The sequence below is a fragment of the Streptomyces sp. M92 genome, from assembly GCF_028473745.1.
Classification (GTDB): domain Bacteria; phylum Actinomycetota; class Actinomycetes; order Streptomycetales; family Streptomycetaceae; genus Streptomyces.
In genome coordinates this window covers 4,720,012-4,731,501 of sequence record NZ_CP101137.1, presented here as the reverse complement: position 1 = coordinate 4,731,501, position 11,490 = coordinate 4,720,012, and the positions used below count along the sequence as shown (strand labels likewise).

Below are 11,490 nucleotides of genomic sequence, written 5' to 3'. Positions count from 1 at the left end.
TACGACAGACCGATAAGCCGGTGAAGGTTCTGTTCCAAAGAGGCCGGAGAACGATCGGGAGCCACCCAGAAGAGATCAGAAATGGTCACTGTCGGTAGCGGTCGCTTGAGTCCTGGCCGCGTGCAACCGCCGGCTCACACGCTCCAGGGCAGACATCGCGCGGAGCACAACAGCCGAAGAGCCACGCCGCCACGCCACCTTCGCGCCTGCGCCGGCCCCAGGGGGTGAACCCCCCTGTCCCGGCCCGGCTTTACCCCGGCTTTACAGTAAGAGGCATGCGCATACGCAAGATCGCCCCAGTCGTCGTGGCCGCGGTTCTGCTCACCGCGGGATGCGGGTCCGACGGAGACGGCGACAACGGGGACAACAACAGCCAGAACTCGGCCGGGAGCGGCTCGCAGCAGCAGGAGCAGAAGCCGGAGAGCAAGCCGCTCGCCGTCGAACTCACGCAGGCCCAGGCCGAAGTCGTCCAGGACAACGACGACCTCAAGACGCCGCAGCCCGAGCCCGACAGCGGCTCGGAGTTCACGGAGAAGGTGGAGCACAGGCTGCGCAAGGACCTGCTGCGGGCCGCGAAGGTGAACGGGAAGACCACCGCCGACTGTCCGGCGGGCGTCACCCTCGAGGCTTCCGCGGCCAGCACGTGCACGGCCTCCTACGAGGGCGTCGAGATCCCCTTCACGGTGAAGATCGCCGACGACTACGGAGCCGGCGACTTCCTCATCCGGTACGACGCGCAGCAGGAGAAGGACCTCCTCGTCGCCAAGCGCGTCTACCAGGAGTTCTGGGAACGTCACGAGGACAGCGGCGGCTACGAGCAGAAGCTGACGTGCGACGAGATACCGGCCGTCAAGGCCGTCGAGAAGGGCGCCGACACCGGTTACAAGTGCCAGGTGTGGCACGAGGCCGGCAACCGCACCACGAACTTCTCGGTGGTCATGGACACCTTCGGCTACTCGTTCACCCCCGTCGACAACTGAGCGACCCGCCCCTCAACGCCACCGGCCCGTCGCACCGTACGACGGGCCGGTGAAGGTCTGAACTGCCGAGCGGGCCACCACCAGCACCCACGAGCCCGTCCGCCGCCTCCTGGGCGCGCGGAGGACGCCGCGGCATCCGAACCGCCCGCTGCCGCCGGTCCACGACCGGCCTCACCGCTCGCCCGCGAGGTCGAGATCGCCGCTGCGCGTCTCGGCCGCCTTCTCGGCACCTCGGGCGCGGTGCCACGGGCGCGCGATCGGCTGGGACACCGCCCGCCACCACGGCTCCACCGGCAGCTCCCCCGCCGGCTCGAACGGCTCGCCCGGCCGCGGAAGGGCCACCGTCTGCCCGACCTCCTCGGCAGCGTCCCCCGTCCACTCCGCCGGCTCCGCCCACGCGTGCGGCGCGAGGTTGAAGGTCCCCCAGTGGATGGGCAGCAGGGCGCCGCCCGGCCGTCCCTGCTGCAGGTCCAGGTGGGCGCGGACGCCCTCCTCGGGGGTCATGTGGATGTCCGGCCAGAACTCGGCGTACGCCCCCAGCTGGATCATCGTGGCGTCGAAGGGTCCGTGGGCGGCGCCGATGTCCTTGAAGCCGTCGAAGTAGCCGGTGTCCCCGCTGTGGAAGACGCGGTGCTCCGCACCGGCCACGACCCAGGACGCCCAGAGGGTGTGCTGGGTGTTGCGCAGGCCGCGTCCGCAGAAGTGGCGGGCCGGGGTGGCGGTGAGCGTGAGGCCGCCGACGCGGGTCGACTCGTGCCAGTCCAGTTCGCGCAGCCGGCCGACGGGGACGCCCCAGTGTTCGAGGTGGGCACCGACGCCGAGCGGCACCGCGAAGAGGGTGTCGGTGCCGGCCAGCGCCTTGATCGTGGGCAGGTCCAGGTGGTCGTAGTGGTCGTGGGAGATGACGACGACGTCGACCGGGCCGAGGGCGGTGAGGGGCACCGGGACCGGGTGCAGCCGTTTCGGCCCGGCGAACGGGACCGGGGAGCAGCGCTCGCCCCAGACGGGGTCGAAGAGGACCCGCTGGCCGTCGATCTCGGCGAGCACGCTGGAGTGGCCCATCCAGGTCAGGCGCAGTCCGGTGGCGGGCGGCCGGGCGAGGTCGGCGAGTGTGGTGGCGTGCACGGGGACGGTGCCGCGCGGCGCGCGGCCGAGCCGTGACTCCTTGTCGAAGTAGATCTTGGCGAACTCACGGGCCGACCCGGAGGGCCGGGTCCGGGCGGTGCCCCCGGGGTTCTGGAAGACGCCGTCGCGGAAGTTCGGCGAGCGGCGGATGCGCGCCATGCGCGCGCCGGTGGGCTCCGCGCCGAAGGCCGCGGGCAGCGGCAGGCGGAGCCCCTGGTTCGGGGAGCGGAAACCGGCCACGGTACCTCCAGGTGAAGTGGATCGGGCTCTCCATTGTCGTCTCGTGCGACTCTCGCCCGACGTCACTCGAACGACCGATGTCACATCCGTGTTCCCTGCGTCCGTCGTACCGGTGTGGGCGCCCCGCAGGAGCGCCCGGAAGCGCACGGCACGACCGACGGACAGGAAGGTGGCCCCCATGGCCCGCGTATCGCTCACCCCGCCCCGCACGATCTTCTTCCGCGTGATGGAGTGGTACTCCCGGCGGACGTACGGCAAGGTCCTGGACCCCGGCAAGGCGCTCGCCCACAATCCGCGGGTGCTCTGGGGCGACCTGCGCTTCGAGCAGTCCGTCGCCAAGTGGAAGAGGCTGGACTCCGACCTGAAGGCGCTCGCCGTGATGGCCTCGGCCGCCTCGATCGGCTGCTCGTGGTGCATGGACTTCGGATACTGGGAGAACGCCGAGCGCGGCATGGACCGGCGCAAGCTCCACGACGTGCCGGTGTGGCGGGACAGTGACGTCTACACGCCGCTGGAGCGGGACGTCATGGAGTACGCCGAGGCGATGACGGCGACGCCGCCGACGGTCGGCGACGAACTCGCCGCCCGGCTGCGCACGGCGCTGGGCGAGCCGGCGTTCGTGGAGCTGACCGCCATGGTCGCCGTCGAGAACCTGCGCTCCCGTATCAACGCGGCGCTCGATCTGACCAGCCAGGGATTCAGGGACTCGTGCGAGGTGCCCGGCGCGAGGCCCACGGACGCGGCCGCCCCGGCGACGGCGGACTGAGCCTCCCGGCGGCTTTCGCCGCAGGTCCGGGCACCTGTATAGGGTGACGGGCGTGGGGAGAGTCCGGTTGAGTGTGGCGCAGCGGCGCGAGGAGCTGCTGTGTGCGGCCGTGGAGCAGATATCGGCGCGGGGCGTGGCGGCGTTGCGGATCGCCGACGTGGCCGCCGCGCTCGGGGTCAGCAACGCGCTGGTGCTCTACCACTTCTCCACGAAGGAGAAGCTCGTCGCCGCCGCGTTCACGCACGCCGCCCAGGACGATCTCGCGCGCCTGCACAAGCTGCTCGGACGGCGCACGTCGGCGCTGCGCCGGCTGCGGGCGGCCGTGCGGTGGTACGCCCCGACCGGGCAGGCCAAGGGCTGGCGGCTGTGGATCGAGGGCTGGGCGGCGGCGCTGCGCGAACCCGCGTTGCGGGAGGTCACCCGGGACCTGGACCGGCAGTGGAAGGCGGCGCTCTCGGGGGTCATCGCCGAGGGCGTGGCCGCCGGGGAGTTCCGGTGCGCGGATCCCGACGGCGCCGCCCTGCGCCTGACCGCCTTCCTCGACGGACTGGCCGTGCAGCTGACGTCGTACGCGGGAGCGGTGCCCCGGGCCCGGGCCCGCGAGTGGACGGACGAGGCGCTCGCGCGGGAGCTGGGCCTGGCCCGGGAGACGGTGACGGCGTCGGGAGGCCGAGGCCGTTCCGGCGGATCGGGCCGCGGGGACGCGGCGGCTCCCCGTCAGCGCCGGTGAGGCGGAGCCGGAGCGTCCGTGCCGCATGGCCGGGAGTGGCGTCTGCCGGGCCCCACGTCCTCGGTACGGCCGCCGCACAGACCCCGGGTTCCGGCCCCGCCCGTGAAGTCTCGCCGTTTTCCGGCGGGTGCGTCAGGCCACCGACGCGATCCGCATCTTGATGTCGTCCGCCGACAGCGTCCCCTTGGCGCTCACGTGGTCGCCCGAGGACTCGCCGCGCAGCCGGCGTCCGATCCACGGCACCAGGTACTCGCGGGCCCAGTGCACGTCGTCCCTCCGGACGTCCAGGGTGCCGCGGGGCGGCAGCGGCGGCCAGGGCTGGTCCGGGTCGGCGGGGACGGGCAGGCCGAGGACCTGGCCGGCGCGCAGCGCCACCCGCGTGTGGCCCTCCGGCGACAGGTGCAGCCGGTCGGCGTCCCACGCCCTGCGGTCCTGGACCGTGCGCAGCGACCACAGGTCGAGCACGGGGCAGCCGTAGCGGTCGGCGACGGCACGGACGTGTCCGTTGTACGTGGCGATCTTGCCGCGCAGGTGCTTGAGGACGGGCACCCCGCGGGTGTCGAATCCGGTCGTCACCAGGACGGTGCCCGCGACGGCGGTCAGCGCGGCCACCGCCCGCTCGAACCGCTCGGCCACCTCGTCGGGGTCGGTGCCGGGCCGGATGATGTCGTTGCCGCCGGCGCAGAACGAGACCAGGTCCGGCGCGAGTTCGACGGCCCGCGGCACCTGCTCGGCCACGATCTGGTCGAGCAGCCTGCCGCGTACGGCGAGGTTCGTGTACGTGAAGTCGCCCTCGGGGCGCCGGTCCGCGAGCAGTACGGCGAACCGGTCGGCCCAGCCGACGAACGCCCCGTCGGGGCCGGGGTCGCCGACGCCCTCGGTGAAGCTGTCCCCCACCGCCACGTACGACCCGATCACTGTTCTGCTGTCACTCTTCGAATCGTCTGCCACATCGGCCCATCATTCACCTCGGAATGTGACCTACGCGACCGTAGGAAAGGGTTGACGGCCGGTGAGAAACACCACGCCTAAAGTGTTCACCAATTCAGGAATACGTCGGCGGACGGACGGGCCGGAGTGCGGACAGGCCGAAGGCCGGACCCGGGGATCCGGGTCCGGCCTTCGGTGGCGCGGGGCCGCGCCGGAACGGCTGTCAGAGAGAGACGCCGTGCGAGCGCAGGTACGCGATCGGGTCCACGTCCGAGCCGTAGTCCGGGGTGGTGCGGATCTCGAAGTGCAGGTGCGGGCCGGTCACGTTGCCGGTGGCGCCCGACAGGCCGATCTGCTGACCCGCCGTCACGGACTGACCGGCCGAGACGGAGAGGGAGGACAGGTGGGCGTACTGGGCGTAGTGGCCGTCGGCGAGCTGGATGACGACCTGGTTGCCGTAGGCGCCGCCCCAGCCGGCGGAGACGACGGTGCCCGCGCCGACGGCCTTGAGGGAGGTGCCGGTCGGCACGACGAAGTCGGTGCCGGTGTGGTAGCCGCTGGACCACATGCTGCCCGACTGGTGGTACGGGGTGCCGATGGTGCCGCTCGGGACCGGCGAGGTGAAGCCGCTGGTGGTGCCGGCGGACTGGGTGCTCGTGCCGGAGGAGCCGGAGTCCGAGGAGGCCTTCCCGGCGTCCGAGGACTTCTCGGCCTCGGCCGACTCGGTCTTCTCGGCGGACGGCTTCTGCTCGGTCTGGGCGGGCTTCTCGGCAGCGGGCCGCTCGGCCTTGGCGGCCTGTCCGCCGAGCGTGAGCTCCAGGCCCGGGTGGATCAGCGACGGGTCGGACCCGACGGCCTCGCGGTTGTCCGCGTAGAGCTTCTTCCAGCCGCCGTCGACGTCCTGCTCGTCGGCGATCTTCGAGAGGTAGTCACCGCTCTTCACGGTGTACGTGCGCGAGTCGGAGTTCTTCTCGGCGGCGGCCTTCTTCGCCGACGTCGGAACGGACTGCACGGCCTGCTCGGAGACGGACTGAGCGGGGGCGGCCTGGGCGCCGGCGGCACCCATCAGCGGGAGCGCCAGCGCGGCGCCGCCGGTTCCGGCGACGGCGATGGCACGGGTCAGGCGCATGGCCTTGGTACGGCGGTGCTTACCCTTCGCGGGCATGGCGAATTCCTCTCCGGCGCCTGCGAGGTGAGCTGTCGGGTTCGGGCTGGAGATGCCCGGCCGCGCCGAGACGCGGCTTTACCCCAAGCCGTTCCGGGAACCGGAACAGGCGGTGTTACCTGTGGGTCCCCCGCTCCTGCCGTGTACGGGTGGTGGATGAATGCGGGCTCCGGTCGGCGGCAGGATTAGGCGTCCGTCCGGATCGGTGGTGAACGTAAGGGACCAAGACGCACAGGGACAAGCGAGGGGTTCCGTCGACGGGTGTTCCGGTTGATCCATTACCGGGAGCGGCCGTCACACTCCGTCGATTCCCGAGGAGCCGTTTCCCGTGAACGGCCCTGGAAACCAGCTGGATTACGTGAACATGACGGGCAACGCACCGTCACGGATATGACGCTGCTCACGCGTGTCTCCCTCAGCCCCTTTTATTCCGGACCGAGTTGGGATTAAGGCTCTATTTCGGGCAGAAGGCCCAGACGTGGCCCAGTCGGTTCACTTCGCCCCTGCGTCTCCGCACCGTGCCGTATCGTCGAGTGGCACCCGTCGGCGAGTGGCGCAGGCGGGGCGGAGTGGGAGGAGCCCCCGTGACGCAGCAGGTGCCGTCGACCGAACCCGAGCTGGCCGGGGTGCGCAACTTCCGCGACGTGGGCGGGCTGCCGACCGTGGACGGACGGAGGGTGCGGCAGGGGGTGCTGTTCCGCAGCGGCCACCTCGCGCACGCCACCGGGGAGGACGCCGCGTTCCTGTCCTCGCTGGGTCTGCACACGATCTTCGACTTCCGCAACGCCGCCGACCAGAAGCTCGACGGCCCGGACGTCGAGCTTCCGGGCGTGCGCAATGTGAACCTGCCGCTGAGCGACCCGGCCGACGGCGCCGAGTTCTGGAAAATGGTCCGCGACGGCGACCTCGACCAGCTGCGCGAGATCCTCGCGGACGGCAAGGGCGCCCAGCGAATGATCGACTCGTACCGCATGATCATCAAGGAGCGCACGGCGGAGCACTCCCGGGTGCTGCACGCGCTCGCCGAGGACAGCGTCCCCGCCCTGATGCACTGCGCGGCCGGCAAGGACCGCGCGGGCCTGTCGATCGCGGTCACGCTGCTCGCCCTCGGCGTCGAGCGCGACGCCGTCGCCGAGGACTACCTGAAGTCGAACGCCACGCACCGCCGCTACAAGGTGCGCCGCAGCAGCACCGCCGCCTCCGCCTACTCCCCCGAGGTCATGGAGCTGCTCAGCCCCCTCTTCGACGCCCGCGCCGAGTACCTGGCGGCGGCCTTCGAGACCGTCGAGCAGACCTGGGGCGGCGTCGACGCCTACCTGGAGAAGGGCCTGCGGATCACTCCGCAGACCCGGGAGCGGCTGCGCGAGCGGATGCTGGACTGAGGCGGCCACTCACCCGCTGTTGGCACCCACCTCGAAGAGCAGGTAGATGAAGGCCGCCAGCACGTGCCCCACGACGAGGTAGATGAAGAGCCGCACCCAGACCGCGCGCGGCCACTTTTCCTGCATGTTCATGATGTCTCTCCAGGGAAGGGGTGGCCCGGCGTGGTGGCCGGTCCCAGGCACAGCGCCGCCGTCGGGCTCTGGAGCAGCGTGTGGACGAAGAGGAGGTCGACCCCGTCGGCGTCCCGGGCGGCGATGCGGTGCGGGGTCAGCGAGTCGAAGTGCGCGCTGTCGCCCGGGCCGAGCCGGTGCACCGCGTCCCCGAGCCGGAGTCGCAGCCGGCCCCGCAGGACGTGGATCCACTCCTCGCCCGGGTGCACCCGCACGATGTCGCCCTGGGAGCCGTGCGGCACGTGCACGCGCAGGGCCTGCATGCCGCGGCCGGCCCCACCGGCCTGCCAGTACGTCCAGCCGCCGGCGAAGGTCGGTTCCATGGCGTCGGCCCGCACGACCGCCTCCCGGTCCGCGGCCGTCTCGCCGAGCAGCTCCGAGACGGTCGTACCGTAGACACGGGCGAGGGACAGGAGCATCGGCAGCGAGGGCTGGCGCTGCCCGGTCTCCAGCCGGGAGAGGTGCGCGGGCGACAGCCCGGCGGCACGGGCCGCGGCCTCCAGGGTGAGGGCGGCCCGGCGCCGCAGGGCCCGCAGCTGCGGCGCCACGACGGACACCGCATCGGCCGGGGGACCGGACTCGTGGGAGGTCATGCCTCCCATTCAGCCCGAACATTGCCCGGCAGGCAATTTTCTTGCCTGTGAGGCAAAGAGCCTCGGGCGGCGCTTCCGCCGCGGCCCCCTAACGGTTGGCGACCGCCTGCTTGACCAGCGTCTTGCCGAAGTCCCACATCAGGCCGCCGCCGTTGTGCGCGTCCTCCATCACCTCGGTGAAGGCGTCCACGAACCGGTCCGCGTCCGCCATGTCGATGATCAGGGGCGGGATCAGTTTGATCACCTCCAGATGGTCGCCGGACACCTGGGTCAGGATGTGGTGGCGCTGGAGCAACGGCACCACGACCATCTGCGCGAAGAGCCCCTTCCGGGCCGCCTGGAGCATCGTCCAGCGGCTGCGCAGCTTCAGGGACCGGGGCCGGCCGAACTCGATGCCGATCATCAGCCCCCGGCCCCGGACGTCGGCGAGCAGCTCGTAGCGGTCCACCAGCGCCGCGAGCCGGGACTTCAGCCGCTCACCGACCGCGGCGGCGTTCGCGACGATCTCCTCGTTCTCCATCACGGACAGGACCGCGAGCCCGGCGGCCATGGCCTGCGCGTTGGACCCGAAGCTCGCCGAGTGGACCTGGACCCGGTCCATCGAGGAGTACACCTTCTGGAAGATCCAGTCCTTGCCCAGCGTGGCCCCCACGGGCACGTACCCGCCGGACAGCGCCTTGGCCACGCACACCAGGTCCGGCTCGACGCCGTCCTCGTGCTGGAAGGCGTAGAACCTCCCGGTCCGGCCCAGCCCCGTCTGCACCTCGTCGGCGATCAGCAGGGCCTTGTGCCGGTGCAGCAGTTCCTGCGCGGCGCGCAGATAACCGGGCGGTGCCTCGTGCACGCCCTTGCCCTGCACGGGTTCCACGATCAGCGCGGCCACGTCGCCCTTCTTCAGCTCCCGCGCCAGTGCGTCCACGTCCCCGAGCGGGACGGAGGTGTCGGGCAGCAGCGGTGCGAAGCCGTCGCGGAAGCTGTCCTCGCCGTTGACGGAGAGCGAACCGGTGGTCAGTCCGTGGAAGGCGTGCGCGCAGTACAGGATCCTCGGTCTGCCGGTCGCGTACCGGGCGAACTTCAGCGCGGTCTCCACCGCCTCCGTGCCGCTGTTGCCGAAGAAGACGCGGTCCAGGTGGGGACTGTACGACAGCAGCTTCTCGGCCAGCAGTCCGGGCAGCGGCGGGCAGTCGAAGCGGGTCAGGTCGGCGAGCGAGGCGTCGAGGACGTCGTGCAGTGCCTTGCGGACGACGGGGTGGTGGCGGCCCAGGCCCATCACCGCGAACCCGGCGAGCATGTCCAGGTAGTCGTTGCCGTCCGCGTCCCAGAAGTGCGCGCCCTCGGCCCGCTCGTAGACCTTGTCGAAGCCGATGGTGCGCAGCATGCGCGGCTGCTGGTGGTTGAGGTACTTGCCGTGCAGCTCGTACCGTTCGGCTCCGCGCTCGGCCAGGAGCGCGGTGAGGTCGAACTCCTTGGTCATTCAGTTCTCTCCTTGCACTGGCATGGCGGTGGGGCCGTGACCGGTCTGTCCGGCGACGGCCAGGCTCGCGCCGATCCGGCCGGCGATCTCGACCGGGGTGAGACCGATGTCGGCGAGCACCTCGGCGCGCTTGGCGTGCGCGAGGAACTGCTCGGGGATACCGAAGCGGCGCACGGGTACGTCGACCTCGGCGTCCCCGAGCGCCAGCGCCACCGCCGAACCCACCCCGGCGGCCCGGCTGTTGTCCTCGACGACGGCCACCAGGCGGTGCCGGGCGGCCAGGGGCGCGAGCGCCGGGTCGACGGGTTTGACCCAGCGCGGGTCGACGACGGTGCAGCCGATGCCGCGGGCCTCGAGCAGCTCGGCGGCCCGGAGGCACACGGGCGCCATCACCCCGACGGCCACGAGCAGCACCTCGGGGCGGTCGGCGGTGTGCAGGACGTCCAGGCCGCCGATCCGGTCCACGGCCGGTACGGCCGGACCGACGGACTCCTTCGGGAAGCGCACCAGGGTCGGCGCGTCGTCGACGGCGACCGCCTCGCGCAGCTGGGCACGCAGCTGGTCGGCGTCGCGCGGCGCGGCGATGCGCAGCCCCGGGACGACCTGGAGGACCGACATGTCCCACATGCCGTTGTGCGAGGGCCCGTCGGCGCCGGTGACGCCGGCCCGGTCCAGGACGAAGGTGACGCCGCAGCGGTGCAGGGCCACGTCCATCAGGAGCTGGTCGAAGGCGCGGTTGAGGAAGGTGGCGTAGACGGCGACGACCGGGTGGAGGCCGCCGGTGGCGAGGCCTGCCGCGGAGACGGCGGCGTGCTGTTCGGCGATGCCGACGTCCCAGACCCGGTCGGGGAACCGCTCGGCGAAGGGGCCGAGGCCGACCGGGTGCAGCATCGCCGCGGTGATCGCCACGACGTCGTCGCGCTCCTCGCCGATCCGCACGATCTCCTCGCCGAACACCGAGGTCCAGGACGGCGCGTCGGAGGGGGTCAGCGGCGCGCAGGTCAGCGGGTCCATGGCGCCGACGGTGTGGAAGTGGTCCGCCTCGTCGCGCAGCGCGGGCTCGTAGCCGCGGCCCTTCTCCGTGAGGCAGTGGACCAGTACGGGCCCGTGGAAGCGCTTCGCGCGCCGCAGCGCCGACTCGACCGCCCCGGTGTCGTGTCCGTCGATGGGCCCGACGTACTTCAGCCCCAGGTCCTCGAAGAGTCCCTGCGGGGCGAAGGCGTCCTTGAAGCCCTTCTTCGCGCCGTGCAGGGCCTCGTAGACGGTGTTGCCGACCACCGGCGTGCGCTGGAGCACGTCCTTGCCCCAGGCCAGCATCCGCTCGTAGCCGTCGGTGGTGCGCAGGGTCGCCAGGTGGTTGGCGAGACCGCCGATGGTCGGCGCGTAGGAGCGCTCGTTGTCGTTGACGACGATGATCAGCGGCCGGTCCCGGGCCGCCGCGATGTTGTTCAGCGCCTCCCACGCCATGCCGCCGGTGAGGGCGCCGTCACCGATGACGGCGACGACGTGCCCCCGCTCCCCGCGCACCTGGCGGGCCTTGGCGAGGCCGTCGGCCCAGCCGAGGACGGTGGAGGCGTGACTGTTCTCGATGACGTCGTGCTCGGACTCCTCGCGCGAGGGATAGCCGGACAGCCCGCCCTTGCCGCGCAGCTTGGAGAAGTCCTGACGTCCGGTCAGGAGCTTGTGCACGTAGCTCTGGTGGCCGGTGTCCCACAGGATGCGGTCGGCCGGTGACTCGAAGACCCGGTGCAGGGCGACGGTCAGTTCCACCACCCCCAGGTTCGGGCCGAGATGTCCACCGGTGCGGGCGACCGCGTGCACCAGGAAGTCCCGTACCTCGTCGGACAGTTCGCCGAGTTCCGCCTCGGACAGCGCCTTCAGGTCGCGTGGTCCCCGGATGTTCTCCAGCATCGTCACGTTCGGGCCCCCTTCGG

11 protein-coding genes and 1 riboswitch are annotated in these 11,490 nt (G+C 71.7%); of the genes, 4 read left to right on the top strand and 7 right to left on the bottom strand.

Translation table 11 applies throughout. The annotated features are described in order from the left end of the window. Positions 1-275: 275 nt before the first annotated feature. Positions 276-980: a hypothetical protein gene (locus M6G08_RS21175; RefSeq protein WP_272588732.1), complete on the top strand. Its 705-nt coding sequence runs from the start codon at positions 276-278 to the stop codon at positions 978-980. Between the two features lie 171 nt (positions 981-1,151). Here M6G08_RS21175 and M6G08_RS21170 read toward each other — a convergent pair whose 3' ends face one another. Next, positions 1,152-2,345 carry an MBL fold metallo-hydrolase gene (locus M6G08_RS21170; RefSeq protein WP_272588731.1) on the bottom strand — a complete coding sequence of 398 codons (1,194 nt, stop codon included), beginning with the start codon at positions 2,343-2,345 and terminating at the stop codon, positions 1,152-1,154. 178 nt (positions 2,346-2,523) lie between these two features. Here M6G08_RS21170 and M6G08_RS21165 point away from each other — a divergent pair, with 178 nt between their 5' ends. Together M6G08_RS21165 and M6G08_RS21160 are read left to right on the top strand one after the other, a co-directional pair. After that, complete coding sequence (locus tag M6G08_RS21165) at positions 2,524-3,111, top strand: carboxymuconolactone decarboxylase family protein (protein WP_272588730.1); 588 nt, start codon at positions 2,524-2,526, stop codon at positions 3,109-3,111. A 52-nt stretch (positions 3,112-3,163) separates the two neighbouring features. Continuing rightward, on the top strand, positions 3,164-3,841 hold the full coding sequence (locus M6G08_RS21160) for a TetR/AcrR family transcriptional regulator (RefSeq protein ID WP_272588729.1): 678 nt from the start codon (positions 3,164-3,166) through the stop codon (positions 3,839-3,841). A 132-nt stretch (positions 3,842-3,973) separates the two neighbouring features. Here M6G08_RS21160 and M6G08_RS21155 read toward each other — a convergent pair whose 3' ends face one another. Both M6G08_RS21155 and M6G08_RS21150 read right to left on the bottom strand, forming a co-directional pair. Further along, positions 3,974-4,759, bottom strand: a complete 786-nt coding sequence (locus M6G08_RS21155) for an SGNH/GDSL hydrolase family protein (RefSeq protein WP_272591393.1) — start codon at positions 4,757-4,759, stop codon at positions 3,974-3,976. 235 nt (positions 4,760-4,994) lie between these two features. Next, complete coding sequence (locus M6G08_RS21150; RefSeq protein ID WP_272588728.1) at positions 4,995-5,936, bottom strand: M23 family metallopeptidase; 942 nt, start codon at positions 5,934-5,936, stop codon at positions 4,995-4,997. 2 nt (positions 5,937-5,938) lie between these two features. Further along, positions 5,939-6,098, bottom strand: a riboswitch (cyclic di-AMP (ydaO/yuaA leader). 422 nt (positions 6,099-6,520) lie between these two features. Here M6G08_RS21150 and M6G08_RS21145 point away from each other — a divergent pair. Beyond that, positions 6,521-7,318: a tyrosine-protein phosphatase gene (locus tag M6G08_RS21145; protein ID WP_272588727.1), complete on the top strand. Its 798-nt coding sequence runs from the start codon at positions 6,521-6,523 to the stop codon at positions 7,316-7,318. Between the two features lie 9 nt (positions 7,319-7,327). Here the strand turns inward: M6G08_RS21145 and M6G08_RS21140 are convergent, their stop codons facing one another. From M6G08_RS21140 to dxs, 4 genes are all read right to left on the bottom strand, one after another. Next, the gene (locus M6G08_RS21140; protein WP_272588726.1) at positions 7,328-7,450 is read right to left on the bottom strand and encodes a DUF6126 family protein; all 123 of its coding nucleotides are present in this window, start codon (positions 7,448-7,450) and stop codon (positions 7,328-7,330) included. Continuing rightward, entirely contained in the window at positions 7,447-8,082 is a 636-nt protein-coding gene (locus M6G08_RS21135; RefSeq protein ID WP_272588725.1) for a helix-turn-helix domain-containing protein, read from the bottom strand. The genes M6G08_RS21140 and M6G08_RS21135 overlap by 4 nt, the downstream gene beginning before the upstream one ends. 88 nt (positions 8,083-8,170) lie before the next feature. Further along, a complete protein-coding gene (locus M6G08_RS21130) occupies positions 8,171-9,556 on the bottom strand; it encodes an aspartate aminotransferase family protein (RefSeq protein WP_272588724.1) in 1,386 nt (461 codons plus the stop codon). Next, entirely contained in the window at positions 9,557-11,473 is a 1,917-nt protein-coding gene (dxs, locus tag M6G08_RS21125; protein WP_272588723.1) for a 1-deoxy-D-xylulose-5-phosphate synthase, read from the bottom strand. Positions 11,474-11,490: the final 17 nt, after the last annotated feature.